This is a genomic window from Xylocopilactobacillus apicola (genome assembly GCF_033095985.1).
GTDB lineage: Bacteria > Bacillota > Bacilli > Lactobacillales > Lactobacillaceae > Xylocopilactobacillus > Xylocopilactobacillus apicola.
Genome location: NZ_AP026802.1, coordinates 1893912 through 1917032 on the forward strand (window position 1 = coordinate 1893912; position 23121 = coordinate 1917032).

Genomic DNA, 23121 nt, shown 5'->3' on the forward strand with positions numbered 1-23121 from the left:
AAAACTTCAGTTTTTTTGTTGTCTTTCTAGATCTTGCCCGAACCACTTCTTAGAGATCTCCGCTAATTTACCGTTTTTTTTGAGTATTTTTAAGCCTTCGTTAATTTTATTAGCCAGCTCTCGATCAGACTTTCTTAAGCCAACAGCGAAACTTTCTGGTTTAAAGCCACCACTAATAACCGAATAATCTGAGGGATTGCTTTCATGTGATAAATAATAAGTTGCATAGCCACGATCGATTAATAAGCCGTCAATGCGTCCTGCATTTAAATCCATAAAAGCTTCATTAAATCCATCGTACAGCACCGGTTCATGGTTCTTGACCAGATCTTTTAAAATCTTTGGCTGCTTTTCGAACCGGTCATACCCAGAAGATCCATTCTGCAAACCCACAACTTTTCCTTTAAGATCTTGAAACGACTTGATTCCCGATTTTTTTAAGGCAACGATCACCTGTCCATTACGAAGATAACTATCGCTAAACAATACTTTCTGCGCTCGTTCGTCAGTCCTGGAGTACCCGTTCCAGATGAGATCAATCGTCTGATTCTGCAGTTCATTTTCCTTCATCGACCAGTCAATCGGTTGAAAATCCACTTTAATCCCGTAAAGATCAAACACCGCTTTGGCTAGATCAACGTCAAAACCTACAATCTGTCCTGATTTATTTTGAAAACCCATCGGAACAAAAGTATCATCAAGACCCACGATGACCTTTTTTTCTGCTTTAATGCGTGGCCACTGATCACCGTCAGTTTTTTGCCGACCACAGCCTACCAAAGATAAGCTGGTGAGCAAGGTCAAGAAAATCAGTAAAACATTTTTTCTTTTAGTCATCTAAGCCTCCTAGAGCGCTTCAACGTGCAGCATGTCATCGGCAATGTGTTTAGCAAATTCCAGGTCATGCGTCACCACGATTTGGGTGATCCCCTGATCTTTTAACTCCAAAATCACCTTCTCGACTTGCTCTCGCAATTCTGGGTCAAGAGCGCTCGTCGGCTCATCGTAACCGATGATTTTTGGCTTCATCGCCAAAGCTCGAGCCAGCGCCACCCGCTGTTTCTGCCCGCCAGACAACTGATAAGGCATTAATTTCTCCTTACCTTGAAGTCCCAATTGTTCAAGAAGTGCTTTAGATTGCTCCTTGGAAGTTACCTTATCTTCTTTCAAAACTAGCGTGGGCGCCAAAGTGATATTATCGATTACCGAAAGATGCGGAAAAAGTTGAAAATCTTGAAATACCACTCCGACAATTTGATCGATATTAGCCATCTCAACTGGATTAAAAGGCGTGCCATCAATGATCAAATCACCTGAATCAATTGTTTCTAATCCTGCCAAACATCGAAGCAGTGTAGTTTTTCCGGCCCCAGATGGTCCGACGATCGTCAAAATTTCGCCATCTTTAATCTCTAAGTTCAACTGATCAATGATCTTGCGTTCACCGAAGCTTTTTACCAAATTCTTAATTACTAGCATGTTGTCGCCCTCCTATTTGTAATACTGATAATGTTTTTCTAATTTTCTAGAGAGGAGCGTTAACCCCGCCGTCAACAAGAGATAAATCGCACCAACTAGAAGGAGCGGTACCAAGCTCACATCGCGACTCATCGCAATTTTCCCAGCTCTTAAAAGATCTCCAAGCCCTAAAACGTAGATCAGTGAAGTATCTTTAACTAAGTTAATTACTTCGTTTCCGATCGACGGCAATACAATTTTGACCACCTGGGGCAAAATAATTTTGCTGATAGTCTGCCATTTTGTTAACCTCAGGACTTTTGCCGCTTCATATTGACCTTCTGGAATTGACTGAATCCCGCCCCGGAAAATTTCTGCAAAATATGCGGCATAATTTAAAATGAAAGCAAACAATGCTGCATCATAGCGTTCAAAAACCACGCCAATTAGAGGCAAGCCATAAAATACGAAAATCAATTGCAGTAACAATGGCGTTCCGCGCATCAGCCAAATATAAAAATCAATCAAAATTCTCAACGGTTTAAAGCGGGTCTGCAGGGCAAATGCCACCAAAATTCCTAACGGAATTGATCCCACCAACGTAAAGAAAAAAACTTTTAAAGTCATCACTGCCCCGTTTAATAACGCTGGCAAAATTTCTAAAGTGTATTTCATCTTTTTTCTCCCTATAACTAAAAAAAGTCCCTTAGCTAGAATAGCTAAAGGACGCATGAACGTGGTTCCACCTTTTTTTCGTTAACGCCTCACGACGATAACCTCAGGAAGTCAAACAACTTCTGATGCAATAACGGGCATGCCCGAACCTCTCTACTGAGTTTCAAAAGGTTAATACTCCCAGATGTGTTTCACTTCCCGCTTCTGCCTTTTTCCATCAACCAAAGGCTCTCTGTAAGAAACCAGTAAAGTTACTCTTCTGTTCAAAGTATGATTGCATATATATTACACGCTTATTCTAAAAAAAGAAAGCTTTTTTTGAAAAATTTTAGTGAAATCTAATAACGAACGTAAATCTTTTCCTTACATAGCTGTTCATTGCCTGTGTAATTGTTGATCTAATTCTTAAAATATCACGCAAGGTTCTCTCAAATAAATAAATTTTGACCCCGGTCTGATGTACAAATAAAAAAATTGTATAAAATGGCAGCAATTATCGCCGTCGAATCTATAGGCCTTTCGACCCTCAAACGTCGAAATTATTTACGCGAGCCTCAACAAATGTATTTCCTTGTGCAATTTTAATAATGTCAATTCCGAAGTTTTCTATTTGACCTAATTAACTATTTACATAAAAACGGCAACGATGTTTCCATTCATCATTGTCATCTATTTCCATATCGACTTCAATTTTTACATTGCCAGAGTAATGTGCCGCCAAAAAATCAAGCGAAAAACCTGGTGTATAGTTCCCTTTCAATTCACCGAATTGAACGTAGCAATTTTCTTTAAAATCATAAGAATATTGCTTTATCTTTTCACCGATAAGTCTCAATGTATTCTTTTCAATATAACAAAGTTGTTTCACCAGCACAAACTCCGCACTAGCAATAATGCTAAGTTGTAAAAGATCTGAATCCTGCCAAACTTTTTTGATATTTATGTTATTTTCCATTAAATCTCAAACTACCAACCTTTCAACTAAAAGAAATTCGTATTTTTTAATTATTCTAACGAAAGTCGGGATAGATACAATTGTCTACTTGGATTAGATCCATTCTACTGAACCTATATGAGACTTTTGCCCCATAACTGTCTTGGGTGTCATCAACATAGTAAACATTTCCAAGAACGTCTAAAACTTCTATCAAATTCTTACTTCCGACTTTAACACGCTTTAAATATTTAAGCTGAACTCCGTCTTCATCAAAATATCCAAATAAATAAATTTTGCAATTATACTTTTCATTGATTTTCATAAATTCAAAATTCTCAGAACTGGTAATCGCCGAATCATCAAAACACGTTTCTACGTTCGCCGTATTCAGATTTTTAAGTTTAACCAGTCTTGTGTATTCAAAATTATTGATTGAAATTAATTTATACATAATTCCCTTTTGAAGCGCCAGACAATTGTTCCTTAAAAAACAGGTAAATAATTTAGGAATTTTTGGTTTCTTCGCAAATACCATTTTTATTACCTCTTCATGACCGTTTAAAATGATTTCTTGAGAAATATTGTTTTGACTCCATTTAATCTCAGTAAACAATTTATCTGAATCACCGGGAGCTTCGACATCAAAGAATCCATTTTGAATACCATATTTAACTATTTCATCTAAAAGCTTAATTTCGTATTTATAATAAACGTGAAACAAATTATAAATCCTTGATATAACTGCATCTTCTTCTATTATAGAAGATAGTAACTCTATTAAATCTTCCTTTTTCATCGATTGATTCAACCTTTTTCCATAATTATTTCGTCAAATTCCTTTTAAAATTTTATATTCAGTATCCAAAAACCCATGAAAATTTTTAATCAAATCATCCGTGGTAGTTGGAATATCTTGCGGCATATAATTTATAAAACTTGATATTTCGATAGGATAATTATGATTATCATAGTATTCAGCAATTTTATCTAATAATTCCTCTTTGTTTTTAAGACTTCTGTCAAGTCCTTCAAGATAAACATACCTAAGCTTTCTTTCTTCAAATTTGTAATCATCAGAACTTTCTGTAAACTTTGGAAAATACCTCATTTTGATTTTCTCCAATGATTCTTGGACGTTACTTGAATCTATGTTCCAAGTTAATTCGGCAATAAAATCATCATTTCCTTCCTCCATCAGTGTAACGGCATACTCGGAGATGGTTTCAAAATTGAAATAAAATTGGCCAACGCCTACATAAATTGTTTTCCAATCATAGTTTATACTATATTTTTTTAGCTCTGATAATTTCATTTTCTTTCCACCTTTAAGCGCTGATTTTAATCGATGTAAAATTTCATAATTTTTACTATTAACTTCCATTAAACGAAAACTATTTTCCGGAAAATTCTTTCTACACCTAAATTTTTTCCAATACTTTAGATATAAATTTGTTGAATATTTTCATAAAACGATCTCTTTCGAAATCAAAGTCCCACACGGAATCATCAATATAAATTGACAGTTTTTGTAATTCGTGTTTATATAATTTCAATTTATCAATAGGCTCATTAGAAATTTGATCCAAAAATTGTCCATCATACATTTCTCCTGCTAATGGATCTTGGGAAATAAACTCGATAGCCTTCTCAATTGCTAAATATGGTAATTCATGTTGAGTAAACATTGTGTATACGTCATTTTCACTCACTTCATCTTTGCCTTTATTTAACAGTTCTTTTAGCCATGAATCGTATTTTTCATCGATGATCGGAAATGAATCATCAATACTATAAATTTCTTTTATTTTTTTCGTTTGTCTATACTTCCGCGTATGTTATCATATGTATTTTCTACTTCGTCGATTGTCACTGGAAATACTTTTCCGATTGGGCCTTGATACTGATTACCCTGAATATCTTCCGTCCAACCGCATTCTGAACACTCTAGAAGAATTCTATCTGAATTATTTTCATAAACAATCTTTATAAACCTTAATTCGTTTTCTGGAGTTATTGGACAATCTTTGCCTGAATAAATTGTAACCCTGTCCCATAAAGTATCTCTAATAGACATTGCTAAAGTATCGATGCTTTTATGTTTTCCGGATAACCTTTTTGCTTCCATTTTTAAACAAAGGTCGGGTTGATCAACTAAATATTTCCGTGGATCGATACTTATAAGTTCTTCCAAACCCCACGCACTTCTAACTTCATCATTAAATTCTTCCGGATTATTTATCACAAATTTAGTCAATGATTGATAGTAAGCCAAAAAGCTTCCCATATTTAACTCTTGGCAAAAGTTATTTAACAACTTTTTATCGCTCATTTTACTCCTTATGCTTTTGAACAAAAATCACCTCATTAAATCCCAAATTTTATTTATCAAATCGCTTATTGATTGATTTATTTTTATTCTTATACTCTCGTCGCTATCCCAAACATAAAAATCTGTGAGTCCACCCCTTACAGGAAAAATACTTCTTGACATATCCTTAATTAAATCGTCTTTTTTATTTTCTTCCATATCAGAATTTATAATTTGGATTATTTCATTTAAAAGTATAACTTGATGATCGATTTTTCCCTCTCCGTATTTTAACAATAATGGTAATAACGATTGAATTGCTAACTCTAATTCTTTGGCTATTTCTCTTCTCAATCCAATTGCTCCTAAATTAAGACTTATTCATCAATAAAATCCGTCAATATTTGTTAATTTAACCCTCAAACGCTTAAATGAACGAATTTTGTGACCCGGGATCATATAAACCAAAGTTTTTCCCTGTCCACCCTAATATCATTTTGTAATCCCGCACTGTTCCAGCGCTCCGCCACTCTGATCCGCAACGAACCTTCTGCCCATAAAATCATTGACGTATAATCCTCTTCATCCAAATCCACTCCTACAATCGGACTATAAATGAACCCATTGGAATTTTGGAGAGAAAAATTTTGTACTTGCCATTCTAAATCCCCACATCTGTTAAAAGAATAAAAGTTGCAAATTACGTCCCTTGTTAACTCTTCTCCGGGTTGAACTTTAAGCAGCACAAAAACATGATTTAAGTTTGACATCGCTTCTAATATGCAACTAGATAAACGAATTGTCTTATCAGAAATATTTAATTTATTTTCTTTATATCGAAGTTTTATATTATCCTGTTCCATTTTGGAATTCCTCTTACATCTTTTAATCACAAAGCAGGCTTTTAGAAACAATAAAACCTTCTAATTTAGATATCTAACTTCATTTTTATACTTTTCAACAATTTTGATAAATCCCTCTTCGGTGTAAGCCAAACGAGATTTGCCAAAGGCATCTTTTAAATCATATTTAGATCCGCTTTTTAACAACAGGCGATATAAAGGCCTGGGTTTTCAATGGATAATTTATTAATCGTAATTACTCATTTATCACTAATAAGCACAAATAGCCTGTTTTGATGACATTCTCCACATTGCTTCAAACTTGGTTTACAATCATTCTCAATATATCAAATCTTGATATCTTCGCCTTAATATAGGCACCTTTTTCTATATCTTTAGGTATGAACCCATCTGAAATGTCTATTTCAAATTCACCAACTTTGACGATAGATTTATACTTGTCTATGAGTTGCCCTTGAATACAGTACATCCAATCATCACTTATTTTATCTGCTTTATAACTATTATCGGTAATTTGAAAAATATCATCAACATCAAATCCATAAATAACATTTCGAAAGACACTCTTTTCTTTTAAATTGCAATTGCTAAAGAAGCAATTTATAGATATAAAATCATCTAACAAAGTAACTTCTGCTTCTTTCGCTTCTTTATCTAACCAATTAATTTTTGTGATTTTTATCATTGGGGCCCGCTTGAATGAGTTTGCAAATATGGTTTATTTGAGCAAACTTCTATACTTCTGAAAGTTTACTGAGTAAAAATTTTAATTCCTTTATTTTGTCATTATCTCTGCCATTTAAAATTTCTAAATCTTTTAAATATTTATTTACTTTAACAAAAAGTTCTTCTCGAAAATATTTAGCCTTTATTATTCGTGTCCAAACAGTAGCTTCTTTGGCATCTATATCGGTTTCTATTGCAAGAGTGCCATCGGGTTTTTCCGCATTTATTTCACCAATTTGAATATTTTCAGTATTTTGAGCAAGACGTATCCATGTTTCAGGTGTTTCCACATCGCTAATGTAGACAGTTTTATTGCTCTCTAGCAATGACAAACCTTTCAACAAATTAACAAACCAATTATAAATATTAGTCGATAAAATATCTAAATCAACGTCTTCTCTGTAGTAACCATAAGTTTCGTCGTCTATAACTATTAAAAAATACCCGTACTCGCCTTTAAACTCGTTGTTTCCTGCATTAAATGAATCGAATATTTTATATTTTATTTCAATCATTAACTGTCTAAGCCAAGGCTTTTCTTTACGTTCATTAGTAGCGGGATCAGCTCCGTGCGCTCAGGTTCCTCTTCCAAAATATCCTGAACTGTCTTTGCTACATAATCATAAAATGTTTCAAAATCTAAGTATGCAATTTCGTCCACCTCAACTATGGGAGCATACAATTCTGCCAACACGTGATGATCATCTAACAGCTTCGGAAGTTGATACATGTCATATTCATCTAAATCACCTTTAAATGACACACCTACCCCTTCTTCACCTGCCCCCTTCTTTTTTGCAAGTAATTCCAGCCAATAACTAGTGCTATACATTAAGAAGCCCGAATAATACGACACAATTCTATCGATTTCTTTCTTATCAGTAATAACAATTCCCTTTTCGTTTGGCGGCACACCCTCTACTAAATATTTCATAGCATTGTCTGAAAATTCAATCGTACCAATCCTAGGAATTTCTTTATTAAAACTCCACTTAACTTTACCGATCCGAGAATATTTTAAAATGCCCGCAAAATATTTTGCTCGGTGCAAAATTTGGTACTCGTCATTGGTCAGATTTAATCCAAATAGAAGTTTGTTTCCAGCTTTAACTTCTCTAATTATTTTTATCAAACGGCTTGAAGAAATCCGTGAAATTTCGAGCCAGGATAACAACGTTGCCCGATCTATAATTGTATTCGATAACCAATCTTCTTCAAAAGTTAAATTAAAAAGTTCATTATATAAAGAAAAATTTTCTAAAAAATTATCAAAAGTAATAGTCTGATAAGCAACCTGTTGTTGCTGTTTTTGAGCAATTAACGAATTAAGTTGACTCGTTCTATCAACATCTAGAACTCCGTTTACATAAATTTGGTACTCATCAGCAACATCGTTTGCCTTTTTTATAATTTCTAAATTTTTCAACTTGTTACACCTATTTACCCATATTTTTTTAAATAGATAATTTAAATAATTTGATTTCATTTTTTCACTTCCTTTATTTTGGCTTCAACTTCCAGGCGGTAATTTTTAATTAATCTGCCACCATCAATTGTTTTCTTTATTAGATGTACCCTCTTACCATTTCGAAATAACCTTTCAAATGCCTTAATTTAGAGTAGCTACCGTCTCTGCAATCTTAATTTAAATTTTAAATACGATTCGACTATTTTTTTGGTCGCCGGAACTAAATCTCCTGAAATCTTAGTATACTTATCATTAACACCCGTATATAAGCATTCGTCACAGAATTTAATAATTGGTCTTTCTTTGCCTGCCTCTAAAGTTAAACGTAAGTTACTATCAAGGCAATTGGGACAAATTTCATTTGTCATATAGGCGCTTAAGTCCCAAATAAGAGAAGAAACTTGTTTTGAAATTTCTTCTTCATCCATGCCTCTCAAGATCTGATTTATAAAAAATGTAATTCCTGACTCAAAATATCGTCCGAATGACCTAAAATATAATCTTTAGAATTAAACTTTTTTACTTCATTTAAATATTCCGAAGAAGTATATTTGGAAAATTCAAATTCATACTTATTAACATAACCTATGAGGTTATCAAAAAAACAATCTAAATTATCAATAGAAAATTGTTCATAAATCGTTAGAATTTCTTCTTTTATATTCTATTCCTCTCTTGGAAATTTTATCCGCATCGTCGTTTTAATTGATCTCCCTTCAATCCAGAAAACGAATTGTTTTTGTCAACATTCTGCCGTTACCGAAGATAAATTATTGTCTGATTCAATCAGTTTGACTTGATTCCAAATCTTCAAAATCAGCCACCTTTTTTGCGGGAATCATTTAGCGAATTTTCCACATGTCTCGTAAATGTGATTAAGATCAATCGAGGACGTTCGATTCTTAGCAGCTTGGACATAAATAATCAATCGTAAATGTTGAAATATTTCATATCAAATGAACTACTTTTCTGCAAAATTCATCATTAGAAATTTTAAATATTTTTATACAAATTTAAATATCCGATCAAGTATTAGAACAATCTTATTCTCTTTTTTGTATTTTTAAATTATTTCTTCTCTCGTTGCTAATCTTCTTGATTTTTATACAGTTAATCAAGTTCCCCCAACAACTGTAAAATCACAAAATGTTTCAGGGTTATCCATTCTTCTATATTTTTAGTGGTACCTGATACCCTTATAAGCTTGTCTTTTGATTCATACAGAACAATTTATATTTTTAACTTTAACATAGTTGGAATACTTAGACAAAGTTTTATGATCAAAGAAAAGAATTAAAAAATAAAATTGGATTAACATTTCAAAATTCTTCACTTTCCGGTCCTATTTTGACTAACTGCGCCAAAATAACTAAATCGATTGAAGTGTAACCGCTTATCATCTATATTTGAAGTATCAATTGATATTTTTTCGGCCGGGAGGAGAAAATGTTACTGGACAAACTAAAGGTGCTCGATAACCTTACCGCACAAGAAAAATCTGTCTTGACGTTTATGATCACTAACCCACAAAAAATTTTGACAATGAACCTCAAAGAGCTGGCCATTGCCAGTTATACAAGTTCATCAACGATCGTCAGATTATGTCAAAAAGCTGGGTTTAGTGGATATTCCAAATTCAAATACGTGTTTGCCTCTGAAATTCCTACAATTATTGAGTTAAGTACTGACCTTAATGTGAAACCATTTACGGGCAGCGAAACTGAAATCGAGGTTTTGAACAAAGTGGAGCAGGTTTATCACAGATCCATTGGTTTTACCAAAAACATTTTCGATCAAACTAAATTAAAAAAAATTTCTCAAATGCTCAAAAAAGCTAAACGCATTGAAATCTATGGCGATGGCATTAATTACGAACTAGCTCAATTGTTTTGTCTTAACTTTCAAGAAATCGGGGTCGAAGCAAATGCGTATAATTCATTGAATTTAATGAATTCAAAACGCTTCACTGACTCTGAGGACCCCATTTTGGCGTTCATCTTAACGCACACGGGCAACAATCATCATATGTTTAAAATTGCTAGCAAATTAGCGCAAGAAAACTATCAAACAATTGCCGTCTGCGATAGTCTTAAACGTCAAATTGCTTCAATCTGCAACGAAACAATTATCATTATGACGACAAAAAACACAATTGAACTTAGTAATATGGTATATATTTCATCGCTTCAGTATTTGTTTGATGTCTTGATCTCAATCAAAATGCTGGATAAATATGCGCGCGTTAAGAAAACTTCTGAGGCAGTTGATGAAACAAAGGAAGGTAATTAATTTGTTAAACAAAAATTTTCTTTGGGGCGGCGCAACCGCAGCCAATCAAATGGAAGGCGCTTGGAATGTTGACGGTAAAGGGATCAGCGTCGCCGATGTAATGACCAAGGGCAGCGTATCTCAGCCACGCCAAATTACCGATGGCGTCCGAGCTGGGGAAGAATATCCCAACCATTTCGCAATCGATTTTTACCATAATTACAAGGAAATCATTAAATTGATGGCGCAAATGCATTTTAAATGTTTTCGCATGAGCATCGCTTGGACGCGAATTTTTCCAAAAGGTGATGAAAAGGAGCCAAACGAAGCCGGATTAAAATTTTATGACAATTTATTTGATGAATTACTAAAATACGGAATTCAACCGGTTGTTACACTTAACCATTTTGAAATGCCCTTTTATCTGAGCACAAAGTACGGCGGCTGGCGCAACCGAGAAATGATCACCTTTTTTATGAATTTTGCTAAAGTTTGTTTTAAACGCTACGCAGGCAAAGTGAAGTATTGGATGACTTTCAACGAAATCAACAATTTAATTGATACCGATAATCCCTTTAATGCTTGGACTGGCGCTGGCGTCTTATATCAGGACGGGGAAAATATCGAACAAACAATGTATCAAATTTGCCATTATCAATTTGTGGCCAGCGCGTTGGCAGTCAAAGCTGCTAAACAAATCGACCCCGAACTCCAAATCGGATGCATGCTACATTTTGGTCCCATCTATCCTCATAGCTGCCAACCAGAAGATCTGATGGCAAGTGTTAAAGCAATGGATCGAAGATTCTTCTTCAGTGACGTACAAGTTCGGGGAACTTATCCCGCCGCTGTCAATAAAATTTGGCAAAGAGATAAAATTCAGCTTGATCTAACTGACGAGGATCTATTGATAATTAAGGGTGGAGCCGTTGACTTCATTGGATTTAGTTATTATAAATCAACAACCGCTCAAGCCGATCAAGATGGTGATTTTTTGGAACTACCGAATCCTTATGTTCCCAAAAGCGATTGGGGTTGGGCCATTGATCCGGTCGGACTTAGATACATCTTAAATCTCGTATCCCAAAGGTATAACAAGCCGCTGTTTATTGTCGAGAACGGCTTTGGGGCTTTTGATAAATTGGAAGACAATAAAATTAATGACGATTATCGAATTAAATACTTAGAAAACCACGTGGTCGAAATGATGAAATCAATTGAATTAGACGGCGTTAAAGTCCTTGGCTATACCCCATGGTCCGCAATTGATCTGATTAGTGCCTCAACTGGTGAAATCGAAAAAAGATATGGATTTATTTACGTCGACATTACCAAAGTTAGGCAAGGAAAATCAGGTTTTATCCCTAAATCATCTTTCAACTGGTATCAAAATGTAATTAGGACAAACGGAGCTTGTTTAAAAGATAAGGTAGGTCTCACAAATGAATGATTTTATTAATAAAAAGGTTGTACCAAATGCAATAAAATTCTCAAACACTCGTCCAATCAAAGCACTTAAAGATGGAATGATGTACGGTCTTCCATTCTTAATTGTTGGTTCAATTTTCCTATTATTTGCTAATATTCCCATTCCCATAGTAGCAAAAGTTATTAAACAAAGCGGCTGGGCCGATGTATTTAACCAAGTTTATCAATCCTCTTTTAATTTAATGTCAATATTTGCAGTAATAGGGATTAGTTACGTATACATCAAAAATGAAGGAATTGAGTTAGCGATTCCTGGCAGTTTATCCGCCCTAGGAGCTTTTATCCTCCTCTTACCTTACCAAGTGAAAGCCCAAAGCGGCGAAATAATTCCAAATATTATTTCAAAAGATTGGACTTCAGGTAAAGGAATGATTTGTGCTATTTTAATCGGATTAGCTAGCGGTTGGATTTATAGCTTCTGTCTTAAGAAAAATTGGCGAATCAAAATGCCAGAAGGAGTCCCACCAGCTGTTGCCAACTCATTTAGTGCCTTAATTCCTACTAGTGCGGTTTTGATTTGTGCTGGCGCAGTTTTTGCCACATTTAAATTTTTGATAAAAAGTAATTTTTCTGAAGTAATCTATTCTACCGTTCAAGTTCCGCTCCAAGGGGTAACCGATTCACTTGGGGGAGTAATTATTATGGCTTTTGCGATGTCGCTATTTTGGTGGTGCGGCATTCATGGTGGAGCTATTTGTGGTGCAATTCTTACTCCGATTCTTCAATCAAATCTAGCAGCTAATCAGGCTATTTTGGATTCAGGTCGCAAATTAACTTTAGAAAACGGTGGTCACATTTTTTCTCAACAATTCTGGAGTAACTATTTATGTATGACTGGCGGAGGAATTATTGTTGGAATTGTTATCTATAATGCCTTCTTTGCCAAAGCTCCTATGTTAAGAGAGCTGGGAAAATTATCACTTCTTCCCAATATTTTTAATATTTCGGAGCCAATTATTTTTGGAGTCCCAGTTGTTATGAACTTATATTTAGCAGTTCCGTTCATGCTTTTCCCCGTACTAGTAGGTGCTGCTAGCTATTTATTAATGCAAGCTGGAATTTTACCTTTATTCTCAGGAGTGCTAGCTCCTTGGACCACTCCGCCAATTATTTCGGGGTTCATCATCGGAGGATGGCGCACTGCACTTTGGCAATTAATCATTATCATCTTATCAACTCTGTTCTATTGGCCTTTTATTCGTAAATATGACCAAACACTAATCTCCAAATAGGCCAATGTTTTTTTAATAAAAATGAGATTTCTGCGTAATTTATAGATTGGCGGGATTTAAGTGAGGAAGGAGAATGCTCACAAGCGAACTTGATTTCGCCAGACTAAAGCTGACAACTACTCGTCGAAGAAAAACATCACGATTGAAAAGGACAAGTACAGTTCTTTGAGACCAGTGTATCAGATCATAATTTTGTATGAGAATTATTTTGACGATGATCTGCCGATTCACACGTTTAGGTATCGGTGTGATGAGACGGGAGAGAAGTTGTTGGACTCTCGGGGACAAGAAGACTCGATGATCATATTTTTGGAATTACACAAGCCACTGGACACGTTAAGTGAGTTGTTAAGAGATTGGTCTTTGTATTTTCTAGCGGTGGATGCGCAGAAAGTTTCCGAGTATGTGAACTTAAAGAAGGAGGAGCGAGCACTGTTAATCGACATAGAGAAAAGGCGTGCGGATTCTGATACTTTTATAGCACGCGTTAAGTTGAATACGCGAGCGGAGACTCAGGCGGGGGACCGCAGGAAGTTTAAGGAGCGAATGCGAGAGAAGGCCCGCAAGATGCTGGCGAAAGGCTACGACCTGGAGGACATCAGCGAGATTACGGACTTGAGTATTTCGGAGATTGAAAAGTTGAGATAAGAATTGCGGGCAGCGATAAGCTGCTCGTTTTTAGATCAAGTTGTTAGAAAGCTTGCCGCATACCTTATTTAGAGCTGGCTGGTTTAAAACTTAATCATCAACATGGTTGGCCTAAAACGTTTCTAACTACAATTTTTCCAAAGCTTTGACAGCATCGTCAAAAGTTTTCACTGGAATAATCTTAATTTTCAACTTAAATTTTTTCTTAGCGTCCAAGGCTGTGTGGTAATTGTTCACGTAATGGGGATTATCTCGCTTCAATTCTTTGGAAAGCGTATCATCCGGGGCAATAAAATACTTCGCTCCCGCACGATCTGCACTTACAATCTTTTTATCGATCCCCCCAATCGCTCCTACGGTTCCATCCTCTTCAATTGTTCCGGTTCCCGCGATCTTCTCGCCGTGACGCAGATTCTTCTTAGACAAAATAGTGTAAAGCTCCAGCGTAAACATTAACCCCGCCGATGGACCACCAACATCACCCATATCGAAATTGACCTTTTTGTCAGTAACCACCTTGGTATGATCAATCGGCACAATTCCTACGCCAGCTCGATGTTTTGTAAGCTTAATCAACCCACCCGTAACCGAGATGCTCTTATTATTTCTTTTGACTTGAATTGTAACCTTTTGGCCTTTTTTCTTCTTATCAAGGTAACTTCTAAAATTGTCACTCGTACTAACTTTTTGATCATCGACTTTAATAATAGTGTCACCAATTTTAAGCTTATTCTTAAACTGGGAGTCTGGGTCAATACTCATGACGTAGACGCCTAAGTATTTAGTATGCACCTTTTCTCCCGCTTTCTTAAAAGCTGTGGAAATTGCGGTGTTTTCTGCATTTTGCATATAGTATTGCTGAAGGTTGTTATATTCTTCGCTCGTCTGATCTCCCATCACTGACTCCCGATCAATAATCGTCGAGTGAGGATCAAGTAGCGATTCTCCCAACATCAAAAGATTTACTGGCCCTCTAATACCAACGTCAGTATACATCAGCGCCCCTTCTTGCTTATCACTATTACCATCAACTGTGATGACCGATTTAAGCGACTTAGCATCCCCTAATCCCTCAATATAGTATTGAGTCGGAATTTGAATTGGCACTAGTAAAAATACTAAGATGATAATAAAGGCCGCAACTCTTAAATTACGCCAAAAATTTCGTTTCTCTTCTTTTTTTGAATCGTTATTTATCAAGATAAAACTTTTCCTTTAACTTCTGTACTACCGGATCTGGTACCATGCTTGATACATCTCCGCCTAAAGATGCAACTTCCCGGATCATCGTCGATGAAATATAGGTAAAATGTTTTGGCGGAATAAAGAAAACCGTCTCAATTGTCGGATCCAAACGATGATTCATATTAGAAATATCTGCTTCGTATTGAAAATCTGCTTCATTGCGAATCCCCCGAATTAGGAATTTTGCGTTTAATTTCTTAGCAACCTCAACAGTCAGTTGGCCAGGCTGCTCAATGACGCTAACTCGCTCAAGTCCAGCCGTACTTTCTTCTATCATCTGTTTTTTCTCTATATATGAGAACAAACCTGTCTTCTGCGTATTAGTCACTACAGCAACGTAAATTTGATCAAAAAGTGGATACGCGTCTTTTAATGTCTGTAAATGTCCGTTTGTAAAAGGATCAAAACTCCCAGGGAATAATGCTACTTTTTTCATTAATCTCTCACTCGATATATATAAATAAGGGTCTTTCCATACTTTTTAAATTTTAACAACTCAACCGAAGCAAAATTGTTTTCCGTCAGGTCCAGATCACCTTGACTAACAAACACCGTGCCAGGTTTGGTTAACCCCAACTCCACAATTTGCACCACATCATCATTTTGATTCTGATAACGATACGGCGGATCTAAAAAAATCAAAGAAAACTGCAAATCCTGATTTTGAAATTTTAGCAACGCTTTTTTTGCATCAGATTTTATCACGTGAAACATTTCATCATGATGCAATTTGACTAAATTAGCCTTCACTGCTTGAACTGCCTCGTAGGATCGATCAACTAGATAAGTTGGCTGCTCATAGCGTGAAAAAGCTTCGATGCCCAAAGCTCCTGAACCCGCATAAAGATCAAGAACTGGCCCGACAAACGTATAAGTCTGTAATAAATTGAAGATGGCTTCCCGTACTGCATCTGTTGTCGGACGAGTGTTGTCACCCTTTGGAGCAACAAGTTTAATCCCTGAATAATCTCCTCCAATAATTCTTAACATGAGTCGGCCTGACTAATTCCTTCAAAGCCTCCAAGATAAGGAGCAATTTCCACTTTTGTTATTTTGCGGCTTTTCTCTAATCTCTCTTTTATCCGCAAAGCATCCGACTCATTCACATAAAATATCGCATAATGAAAAATTTTCGAATAATACTGCAAATGAGCGATTGGCCTCAACGCCCTTAAATTTCGAAGGTTGTCAGTATAAACAATCATTTTAGTTCTTTTTATCATCAATTGCCACCTTTGCTTCAATTCTACGAATTCGATCTAAATTAGAAATATGAAATAATAGCCCCAATTCAATGGATAACAACATTACACTTGATCCACCATAACTAATAAAGGGTAAAGTCACTCCTGTAATCGGCAGCAGACCTGTCACACCGCCAACATTAAAAACCGTTTGGATAAAGAATGTTGTCGCAACACCAATACTAATCATTGAATAATAATTATTGCGACTACGAATCGCTAAAATCATCGCTCGCACAATGATCATAAAAATTGCAATCAAAATTAAAATCACTGTCATGATGCCAAGTTCTTCTGCCACAATTGATAAGATAAAATCTGTATTTTGCTCCGGTAAATACCCATGCTTTTGAATACTGTTACCGATCCCAACGCCAAACCAACCACCATTATTAATAGCAAAATAAGAATTAGTCAACTGGACTCCTGAAGAACTGCTGTTTTTCCACGGATCAGCAAAAGCGATTACTCTCAAAATCTGGTAGGGTAATTTAGAAAGAATGTGTTTATTGTAAAGATCCAGGATTCCATAAATTGCCCCACCTGCTAATAAGAATAAGAAAACCACGGTCGAAACTCCGATAACCCATGGAATTCCACTGATTGCCACGATCATAATTGTAATTAACGCAAGCGAGAGAAATCCCCCAGTGTCTGGTTGAAAGAATACAATAATACAAACCAGACCAACTAAACAAAGCGGTCCAAAGATTGATTTGAAATACGGAGCAAGATTTCGCCAGCTTGGTTTCATCTTTTCTTCTCTTTTAGCAAGAATCCGTGCCAAATATAAAGTGATCGCTAGTTTGGCAAATTCGCTAGGTTGAATATTTATTGGGCCTAATGAAATCCACGCTGACGCACCGTTAACTGCTTTACCGTGAAACAAAAGGAAAATGAGCATCATAACTACGATTAGGAAAAAACTATTAGTCACCTTACCTTGACGCAAGAAATCAAACCTTAAATGAGCAAACAAATAAACAAGAAAAAGCCCGATCAAAAAATATCCGGATTGACGGATCAAATAATTGAGCGGACTCATTGACGATACACTGCTTTGAGTAATATTAGCACTGGCCGAATAAACCATTAAAATGCCGATCACGCTTAAAAACAAATACGGATACAACAGCCAGCGATCATATTTAAATTTTTTTTCCTGGTTTTTCATTTTGTGCTATTTAACATATTAACCGGTTATTGAGGAACGACGGCGCTTCTCTGCCTTTTCACGCGAATTTGTATCTAAAATCTTTTTACGTAAGCGAACACTTGTCGGAGTAACTTCACAATATTCACTATCATTTAAGAATTCAATTGACTCTTCTAACGATAACTTGCGAGGAGTCTTAATTGCTGCTGCATGATCTTTACCTGATGCACGAGTATTAGTTAAATTCTTTCCTTTAGTAACAGTCACAGAAATATCACGATCACGGCTGCTTTCACCAACGATCATTCCTTCATAAACTTCAACTCCAGCATCAATGAATAAAGTTCCGCGTCCTTCAACACTCTGTAGGCTATAAGTTGTTGCTGAACCTTGGTTGATTGAAACCAAAGCGCCAGTTTTACGCCCAGGTTCCCAATTTTTAATAACTGGAGCATATTCTTCAAAGCTATGGTTTAAAATACCATAACCACCAGTATCAGACATAAACTGAGTTGGGAATCCGATCAATCCTCTTGAAGGAACTTTAAACATGATTCGAGTTTGACCATTACCTTCATTGATCATATCAATCATCTCGCCTTTGCGTTTAGCCATTGCATCGATGACTGTTCCTGTGTATTCATCTGGAATATCAACTTGCACTGATTCAAAAGGTTCTTGTAACTGACCATCAATTTCTCGATAAATAACTTGTGGGCGAGATAGTTGGAGTTCAAAGCCTTCCCGGCGCATCTCTTCAACTAAGATCGATAAATGCAATTCTCCACGACCAGATACCAACCAAGCTCCAGGCTGATCTGTTTCTTCAACCTTCAATGATACATCTGTACGCTGTTGAGCCATCAAACGATCTTCAAGCTTACTAGGTGTGACTTGAGTTCCTTCACGACCAGCAAAAGGCGAATCATTTGCAAGAAACATCATTTGAAGCGTCGGCTCATCAATTCTTAAAAGTGGTAATGGTTCGATTGCATCAGTTGGAGTGATCGTCTCGCCAATGAAAATATCATCAAATCCAGATACTCCAATCAAGTCACCTGCTTGAGCTTCTTGAATATCTTGACGATTTAAGCCGAAAAAACCAAACAATTTAGTAACCCGATAGTTTTTCACACTGCCATCAAGCTTAGTTAAAGCAACCTCGTCACCAATTTTAACTTTTCCACGGAAAACTCGACCAATTCCGATTCGTCCAACGAAATCATTATATTCAAGCATCGCAACCTGAAATTGTAATGGTTCATCACTGTTATCAACAGGAGCTGGAATTGTTTTAACAACCGTATCAAAAATCGGCTTCATCGTATGTTCTTGCTTGTCTGGTTCTGCTTCATAACTAGAAGTCCCATTAATTGCACTTGCATAGACAACTGGAAAATCAAGCTGATCTTCGTTAGCTCCTAATTCGATAAATAGTTCCAAAACTTCATCAACAACTTCGTCAGGACGAGCTCCTGGGCGGTCAACTTTGTTAATTACTACAACAGGAGTTAAATTTTGTTCTAAAGCTTTCATCAATACAAAACGAGTTTGTGGCATCGTGCCTTCAAAAGCATCGACAACAAGTAAAACTCCATCAACCATTTTCATGATTCGTTCTACTTCACCACCGAAGTCAGCATGACCTGGGGTATCCAAAATATTAATTTGGGTCTCACCATATTTCACTGCAGTAATTTTTGAAAGAATGGTAATTCCTCTTTCACGCTCGATTGGATTACTATCCATTGCACGATCCTGCAGATCAGTATGACCATTTAATGTATCTGATTGTTTCAATAATTCATTTACCAACGTGGTCTTACCATGATCAACGTGGGCAATAATTGCAATATTTCTGATATCTTCTCTTCTTTTCATCTAATTCCTTAATCCCTTCGTTCTAGCTTGAATTTTATCATATATTTACCAATAAAATTAAAATTAGTACAAATTTTGTTATTGTAATCGATTTCTTATTATGGTTTTCTTACAAAAAATAATCTTAATTTGGTTCATTATCTTTTTTCCAAAAAAAAAGAGCGACCAAAAAGCCAGCCGCACTCGTCTAGTATCTTTTCGAATTAAAATCAGAACTATTGAGCTCCCGCTCACTAGTCCTCGGGAAGCAACACTAAGCCGATGCCTTTTCGGTACGCGTTCCCGCGTCCCTCTATTAGGCTAATTGTCTAAATAGAGGTGCCGTACCATTTAATCACTTTAAAATCGTCAAAGACAGTGGATAAATAATTGGGCGACCTCACTCCACAATCTGACGAAGGTCCAGCAGAGTCTGTTGTCATTATTTACCACCACCTTTCAATTTGTAATCTACAGTGGATTATACTAGCATTTATGAAATATCTTGTCAACTATAGCTAAGAAATCAAATCATAAACCATCATCGCACCTGCAATTAAATTTTGTGTGAAATGTCCAAGCATTGAGTATTGCAGCTTTTTCGTTTTCCAATAAATCAGACCCAGAAATAACCCTGTAACAAAAAAGATTAAAAATTGGATGATATTATCAGTGGAATGCGACGCTCCAAACACGACTGCCTGCACAATTGTCCCTACCATTCGATGCTCTTTAAAGATTCCGTCGATGAAGAGACCGCGATAAATTATTTCTTCAAAAATTGGAGAAAGTAAGATCGCGCTACCAATCAGGACGACTGCAAAATCTGGGCGCAGACTAGCTATTTCTTCAATTTGCCGATTATTAGCAGTTTGAGCCTGACCGTTAATAACTTGATCCAACAAATTAAGAAGCACCTGAATCACAACGCTTGTAGCAAACATCAGTAAGACAATTTTCAATTTCTGCCAACTAATTCGCTCAAAAACCTTTTTTTGAGTCAATTTAACATATAAAATAATTCCTAGCAGGATGATAATCACAAAAGCCAAGATATAAAAAGTTTCCAGCATGATCTGTTGATCATAGGAAGTTTCGTCTTCTAATTGCTTTAATTTTATGGCCTTGTTTAACAGAACTCCCTGCCAGTTATAACAGATCATTAAGAAGACGATCGCCAATAATGAGGCAAAACTTCGCCACCAATGATTTGATTCAATTTTTTTTAATAATTTTTTCAAAAAGGACTCCTAAACTTTGTCTAAACAAATCAAAATTTCTGATACGATTACTATTACTACCAATCATGTAATGCCCAATCAGCTCAACGGGCACAACACAATGTTCGGCGGAGAGATCCTCTCATTAATTGACCGAACCGCAGCAATTTCTGCCAATCTGGTCACCAAAGAACCAATCGCAACTGTTTCGCTTGATGAGGTGAACTTTATTAAACCGATCCTGCCAAACAGTATTTATACTTTAACGTGCTATGCCAGTGGTACTGATGACCGCTCAATTGAAGTTTTTTTCAAAATTAAAGCCCGTGAGCTAAAAGAAAACCAAATGCAAACCAAAGTTACTGGTTTTATCACTTTTGCCCTTTTAAATTCTGCTACGCTTGACCTCGAATTACATCCAACTAATCCCGAAGAAGAATATGTTTTGGATCATTTCACAGCTCGTCTAGAAAAACGCGGAATCAAAATTGCTAATTTAAGAGATCTTTTAAAGATTATTGACTAATACTCCAACTGCTCCAAAAATCAACCAAAAAGCAGCAAAGAGCCAAATCCAGGTCTGTTTGACAAACCAAGGATATAAAATCAAAATTAAGGATACAACTACTAGAATGATTATGAGAATTAACAAGATTGGCCGATTGCGGCTCTGATCAAAATAAACATTAAATGCCTCGATCGCGTTTAAAATAAAAACGCTGACGATTAGATAGACCATCGGAATAACTGCATCAAACAATTGCAAGGTCAAAGGGACCGCAATTAAAAGGTCTATTGCTCCGACAACTAAAGCCGCAAGATTGTGTCTTTTTCGCCAAGCGGCAACCAAAAAAATTGCCCGAGCTAGACACCAGATCCCGGTGTATAAATCGAGATCCCCGACTCGGTGAACAAATATAAAAACAAATAGTCCCAACAAAATGCTGACGAGACCGAACCAACTTTTCTTCAAAAACTGCACTGGATTTAACATTTTTCAAACCTTTACTTTTATTTTATCGAAATTTCTTTTCATTTCCTAAGGATTTTGTTGTAACTTGATATTAACTAATTAAAGAGTGGAAAAAATGAATTTTATACTACAATGGTTTCTTTTCTTTTTTGAATACCTGATCTCACTGATTATCATTATTTATCTTGCCCAACTTTTACATGAAACGGGAAAGATAATTTTTGCACGTTTTTCAGGTTATCAATTTGTTTCATTAAATTTTATGTGGTTTACTTTGCTGCGCAAAAACAAAAAGCTTAAATTTTATTTTCACCGATCATTTTTCGATACCTCCAGCAATGTCGTCCCGTCCAAATTTACTCCTAAAATGAAATTTCGTCCATATTTCTTTGGCGGGATTATCTTAGACTTAATCTTTTTAATAATTTCAATCTTAATCTTATTGCTGGTCCCAGTCCCAAACGTCTTATTTCGGGTCGACAATTTATTATTCATTTTCTTTTTCTTTTATAATTTTTTGAATATCATTCCAATTACCTGGTTTGGTAATCCTACTGACACGAAGAATATCTCCTATATCAAGAAAGGCCCCGACGCTCTTTTTGGCTACTATGTGAGCCTTGTTGCTGTTTATCTTGCTGTCAACAACGTGCCGATAGTCAAATATTCAGAAGATCTCTTTCGTCAAAACGAAAATGCTGATCATCGCAACCCATTTGTTATGTACCAGGATTGGCTCAAGGTTACCTATTTGGAGCACATGATTTTTCGAGAGAACGCCAACTATGACCTCTTGCAATATTTGGACGCTTTAATTCCGTTTCTCAATTTCGCTCCAAAAATGATCCGCGCCCAATACCTGAACGAAGCAATTTTTGTTTACGTCGCCGCTAATTATAAGACCAAATGGGCGATCGACCATTGGAATTCCAGCTTGATTACTCATTATAGCACGCGGCAAAATTACACTTCTTTCATTAAGACAATGATCTTAATTGAGATTATCAATAAGAAAGATAAGTTGGCTCAAGACGACTTAAAAGAGGGTGCGCGAATCCTTGAACAAGCAAGCGATCAAATTAATGATCTTTATCTTGTTGAGCACCTCGAATCTGATCTTCCAAAGTGGCGTGATCAGCTCAATTTTAATCACGTTGGATAGGACGCTATATCTGTTAATTAAAGTCAGATCTCTGATTATAATTTTTGCCACCAAATAAAATCCAAATTGCTAGTGATTACTGAAGATTAAAAAATGCTTTACAATGAAGCAAACAATTACCTTTTTAAGTCCAAAGTTGCGTTGATATCATCAAGCCGTACGAATGAAGATCTTGAAGCCTCTGGATGAA

28 protein-coding genes and 1 other annotated feature are annotated in these 23121 nt (G+C 36.0%); of the genes, 6 read left to right on the plus strand and 22 right to left on the minus strand.

Annotation, left to right across the window (positions count from 1 at the left end):
• Positions 1-6: 6 nt before the first annotated feature.
• The 14 genes from R8495_RS09135 to R8495_RS09200 form a co-directional block, all read right to left on the minus strand.
• On the minus strand, positions 7-837 hold the full coding sequence (locus tag R8495_RS09135; protein WP_317635167.1) for an amino acid ABC transporter substrate-binding protein: 831 nt from the start codon (positions 835-837) through the stop codon (positions 7-9).
• A 9-nt stretch (positions 838-846) separates the two neighbouring features.
• Complete coding sequence (locus R8495_RS09140) at positions 847-1479, minus strand: amino acid ABC transporter ATP-binding protein (RefSeq protein ID WP_317635168.1); 633 nt, start codon at positions 1477-1479, stop codon at positions 847-849.
• Positions 1480-1491: 12 nt separating this feature from the next.
• The gene (locus tag R8495_RS09145; RefSeq protein ID WP_317635169.1) at positions 1492-2133 is read right to left on the minus strand and encodes an amino acid ABC transporter permease; all 642 of its coding nucleotides are present in this window, start codon (positions 2131-2133) and stop codon (positions 1492-1494) included.
• A 44-nt stretch (positions 2134-2177) separates the two neighbouring features.
• Positions 2178-2409 (minus strand) — a binding site (T-box leader).
• Between the two features lie 343 nt (positions 2410-2752).
• Positions 2753-3088, minus strand: a complete 336-nt coding sequence (locus tag R8495_RS09150) for a hypothetical protein (protein WP_317635170.1) — start codon at positions 3086-3088, stop codon at positions 2753-2755.
• 55 nt (positions 3089-3143) lie between these two features.
• Positions 3144-3866: a hypothetical protein gene (locus R8495_RS09155; protein ID WP_317635171.1), complete on the minus strand. Its 723-nt coding sequence runs from the start codon at positions 3864-3866 to the stop codon at positions 3144-3146.
• 33 nt (positions 3867-3899) lie between these two features.
• Positions 3900-4451 carry a DUF2247 family protein gene (locus R8495_RS09160; protein WP_317635172.1) on the minus strand — a complete coding sequence of 184 codons (552 nt, stop codon included), beginning with the start codon at positions 4449-4451 and terminating at the stop codon, positions 3900-3902.
• A 37-nt stretch (positions 4452-4488) separates the two neighbouring features.
• Positions 4489-4875 carry a contact-dependent growth inhibition system immunity protein gene (locus tag R8495_RS09165; protein ID WP_317636626.1) on the minus strand — a complete coding sequence of 129 codons (387 nt, stop codon included), beginning with the start codon at positions 4873-4875 and terminating at the stop codon, positions 4489-4491.
• Complete coding sequence (locus R8495_RS09170) at positions 4872-5399, minus strand: hypothetical protein (protein WP_317635173.1); 528 nt, start codon at positions 5397-5399, stop codon at positions 4872-4874. The genes R8495_RS09165 and R8495_RS09170 overlap by 4 nt, the downstream gene beginning before the upstream one ends.
• Before the next feature lie 27 nt (positions 5400-5426).
• On the minus strand, positions 5427-5732 hold the full coding sequence (locus R8495_RS09175) for a hypothetical protein (RefSeq protein WP_317635174.1): 306 nt from the start codon (positions 5730-5732) through the stop codon (positions 5427-5429).
• A gap of 101 nt (positions 5733-5833) precedes the next feature.
• Positions 5834-6241 (minus strand): DUF7957 family protein, encoded by a 408-nt coding sequence (locus R8495_RS09180; protein ID WP_317635175.1) that lies wholly within the window; start codon positions 6239-6241, stop codon positions 5834-5836.
• Between the two features lie 295 nt (positions 6242-6536).
• Positions 6537-6926: a hypothetical protein gene (locus R8495_RS09185; RefSeq protein WP_317635176.1), complete on the minus strand. Its 390-nt coding sequence runs from the start codon at positions 6924-6926 to the stop codon at positions 6537-6539.
• Between the two features lie 49 nt (positions 6927-6975).
• Positions 6976-7482, minus strand: coding sequence for a hypothetical protein (locus tag R8495_RS09190; RefSeq protein WP_317635177.1), 507 nt, complete (start codon positions 7480-7482; stop codon positions 6976-6978).
• Positions 7482-8393, minus strand: coding sequence for a hypothetical protein (locus R8495_RS09195; RefSeq protein WP_317635178.1), 912 nt, complete (start codon positions 8391-8393; stop codon positions 7482-7484). Before R8495_RS09195 ends, R8495_RS09190 begins: the two co-directional genes overlap by 1 nt.
• A gap of 197 nt (positions 8394-8590) precedes the next feature.
• A complete protein-coding gene (locus R8495_RS09200; RefSeq protein ID WP_317635179.1) occupies positions 8591-8863 on the minus strand; it encodes a hypothetical protein in 273 nt (90 codons plus the stop codon).
• Between the two features lie 1018 nt (positions 8864-9881).
• On the opposite strand from R8495_RS09200, the gene R8495_RS09205 reads away from it, so the two are divergent.
• From R8495_RS09205 to R8495_RS09220, 4 genes are all read left to right on the plus strand, one after another.
• The gene (locus R8495_RS09205) at positions 9882-10724 is read left to right on the plus strand and encodes a MurR/RpiR family transcriptional regulator (RefSeq protein ID WP_317635180.1); all 843 of its coding nucleotides are present in this window, start codon (positions 9882-9884) and stop codon (positions 10722-10724) included.
• Complete coding sequence (locus tag R8495_RS09210; RefSeq protein ID WP_317636627.1) at positions 10720-12153, plus strand: 6-phospho-beta-glucosidase; 1434 nt, start codon at positions 10720-10722, stop codon at positions 12151-12153. The genes R8495_RS09205 and R8495_RS09210 overlap by 5 nt, the downstream gene beginning before the upstream one ends.
• On the plus strand, positions 12146-13423 hold the full coding sequence (locus tag R8495_RS09215; RefSeq protein ID WP_317635181.1) for a PTS sugar transporter subunit IIC: 1278 nt from the start codon (positions 12146-12148) through the stop codon (positions 13421-13423). Before R8495_RS09210 ends, R8495_RS09215 begins: the two co-directional genes overlap by 8 nt.
• A gap of 174 nt (positions 13424-13597) precedes the next feature.
• Positions 13598-14071, plus strand: a complete 474-nt coding sequence (locus R8495_RS09220) for a hypothetical protein (protein WP_317635182.1) — start codon at positions 13598-13600, stop codon at positions 14069-14071.
• A 126-nt stretch (positions 14072-14197) separates the two neighbouring features.
• Here R8495_RS09220 and R8495_RS09225 read toward each other — a convergent pair whose 3' ends face one another.
• From R8495_RS09225 to R8495_RS09255, 7 genes are all read right to left on the minus strand, one after another.
• Positions 14198-15271, minus strand: coding sequence for a SepM family pheromone-processing serine protease (locus tag R8495_RS09225; protein ID WP_317635183.1), 1074 nt, complete (start codon positions 15269-15271; stop codon positions 14198-14200).
• On the minus strand, positions 15261-15752 hold the full coding sequence (gene coaD / locus R8495_RS09230) for a pantetheine-phosphate adenylyltransferase (RefSeq protein WP_317635184.1): 492 nt from the start codon (positions 15750-15752) through the stop codon (positions 15261-15263). Before coaD ends, R8495_RS09225 begins: the two co-directional genes overlap by 11 nt.
• Positions 15752-16306, minus strand: a complete 555-nt coding sequence (gene rsmD, locus R8495_RS09235; protein WP_317635185.1) for a 16S rRNA (guanine(966)-N(2))-methyltransferase RsmD — start codon at positions 16304-16306, stop codon at positions 15752-15754. Before rsmD ends, coaD begins: the two co-directional genes overlap by 1 nt.
• Positions 16300-16539, minus strand: a complete 240-nt coding sequence (locus R8495_RS09240) for a DUF2129 domain-containing protein (protein WP_317635186.1) — start codon at positions 16537-16539, stop codon at positions 16300-16302. Before R8495_RS09240 ends, rsmD begins: the two co-directional genes overlap by 7 nt.
• Entirely contained in the window at positions 16523-17734 is a 1212-nt protein-coding gene (locus R8495_RS09245; RefSeq protein ID WP_317635187.1) for an FtsW/RodA/SpoVE family cell cycle protein, read from the minus strand. The genes R8495_RS09240 and R8495_RS09245 overlap by 17 nt, the downstream gene beginning before the upstream one ends.
• Before the next feature lie 18 nt (positions 17735-17752).
• The gene (gene typA, locus R8495_RS09250; RefSeq protein ID WP_317635188.1) at positions 17753-19597 is read right to left on the minus strand and encodes a translational GTPase TypA; all 1845 of its coding nucleotides are present in this window, start codon (positions 19595-19597) and stop codon (positions 17753-17755) included.
• A 497-nt stretch (positions 19598-20094) separates the two neighbouring features.
• A complete protein-coding gene (locus R8495_RS09255; protein ID WP_317635189.1) occupies positions 20095-20817 on the minus strand; it encodes a CPBP family intramembrane glutamic endopeptidase in 723 nt (240 codons plus the stop codon).
• A 16-nt stretch (positions 20818-20833) separates the two neighbouring features.
• Here R8495_RS09255 and R8495_RS09260 point away from each other — a divergent pair, with 16 nt between their 5' ends.
• Positions 20834-21322 carry an acyl-CoA thioesterase gene (locus tag R8495_RS09260; protein ID WP_317635190.1) on the plus strand — a complete coding sequence of 163 codons (489 nt, stop codon included), beginning with the start codon at positions 20834-20836 and terminating at the stop codon, positions 21320-21322.
• Here the strand turns inward: R8495_RS09260 and R8495_RS09265 are convergent.
• Positions 21305-21790: a hypothetical protein gene (locus R8495_RS09265; protein WP_317635191.1), complete on the minus strand. Its 486-nt coding sequence runs from the start codon at positions 21788-21790 to the stop codon at positions 21305-21307. The genes R8495_RS09260 and R8495_RS09265 overlap by 18 nt on opposite strands.
• A gap of 94 nt (positions 21791-21884) precedes the next feature.
• On the opposite strand from R8495_RS09265, the gene R8495_RS09270 reads away from it, so the two are divergent.
• Positions 21885-22931 (plus strand): hypothetical protein, encoded by a 1047-nt coding sequence (locus tag R8495_RS09270; RefSeq protein ID WP_317635192.1) that lies wholly within the window; start codon positions 21885-21887, stop codon positions 22929-22931.
• The last annotated feature ends 190 nt before the right edge of the window (positions 22932-23121 follow it).

Bases quoted from the DNA above. Each gene is read 5' to 3' on its own strand.
- R8495_RS09150 (WP_317635170.1), bottom strand. From the start codon at position 3,088: ATGGAAAATAACATAAATATCAAAAAAGTTTGGCAGGATTCAGATCTT.
- rsmD (WP_317635185.1), bottom strand. From the start codon at position 16,306: ATGTTAAGAATTATTGGAGGAGATTATTCAGGGATTAAACTTGTTGCT.
- typA (WP_317635188.1), bottom strand. From the start codon at position 19,597: ATGAAAAGAAGAGAAGATATCAGAAATATTGCAATTATTGCCCACGTT.
- R8495_RS09170 (WP_317635173.1), bottom strand. From the start codon at position 5,399: ATGAGCGATAAAAAGTTGTTAAATAACTTTTGCCAAGAGTTAAATATG.
- R8495_RS09145 (WP_317635169.1), bottom strand. From the start codon at position 2,133: ATGAAATACACTTTAGAAATTTTGCCAGCGTTATTAAACGGGGCAGTG.
- R8495_RS09270 (WP_317635192.1), top strand. From the start codon at position 21,885: ATGAATTTTATACTACAATGGTTTCTTTTCTTTTTTGAATACCTGATC.
- R8495_RS09160 (WP_317635172.1), bottom strand. From the start codon at position 4,451: ATGGAAGTTAATAGTAAAAATTATGAAATTTTACATCGATTAAAATCA.
- R8495_RS09180 (WP_317635175.1), bottom strand. From the start codon at position 6,241: ATGGAACAGGATAATATAAAACTTCGATATAAAGAAAATAAATTAAAT.
- R8495_RS09185 (WP_317635176.1), bottom strand. From the start codon at position 6,926: ATGATAAAAATCACAAAAATTAATTGGTTAGATAAAGAAGCGAAAGAA.
- R8495_RS09245 (WP_317635187.1), bottom strand. From the start codon at position 17,734: ATGAAAAACCAGGAAAAAAAATTTAAATATGATCGCTGGCTGTTGTAT.
- R8495_RS09240 (WP_317635186.1), bottom strand. From the start codon at position 16,539: ATGATAAAAAGAACTAAAATGATTGTTTATACTGACAACCTTCGAAAT.
- R8495_RS09265 (WP_317635191.1), bottom strand. From the start codon at position 21,790: ATGTTAAATCCAGTGCAGTTTTTGAAGAAAAGTTGGTTCGGTCTCGTC.
- coaD (WP_317635184.1), bottom strand. From the start codon at position 15,752: ATGAAAAAAGTAGCATTATTCCCTGGGAGTTTTGATCCTTTTACAAAC.
- R8495_RS09200 (WP_317635179.1), bottom strand. From the start codon at position 8,863: ATGGATGAAGAAGAAATTTCAAAACAAGTTTCTTCTCTTATTTGGGAC.
- R8495_RS09140 (WP_317635168.1), bottom strand. From the start codon at position 1,479: ATGCTAGTAATTAAGAATTTGGTAAAAAGCTTCGGTGAACGCAAGATC.
- R8495_RS09215 (WP_317635181.1), top strand. From the start codon at position 12,146: ATGAATGATTTTATTAATAAAAAGGTTGTACCAAATGCAATAAAATTC.
- R8495_RS09190 (WP_317635177.1), bottom strand. From the start codon at position 7,482: ATGATTGAAATAAAATATAAAATATTCGATTCATTTAATGCAGGAAAC.
- R8495_RS09155 (WP_317635171.1), bottom strand. From the start codon at position 3,866: ATGAAAAAGGAAGATTTAATAGAGTTACTATCTTCTATAATAGAAGAA.
- R8495_RS09205 (WP_317635180.1), top strand. From the start codon at position 9,882: ATGTTACTGGACAAACTAAAGGTGCTCGATAACCTTACCGCACAAGAA.
- R8495_RS09135 (WP_317635167.1), bottom strand. From the start codon at position 837: ATGACTAAAAGAAAAAATGTTTTACTGATTTTCTTGACCTTGCTCACC.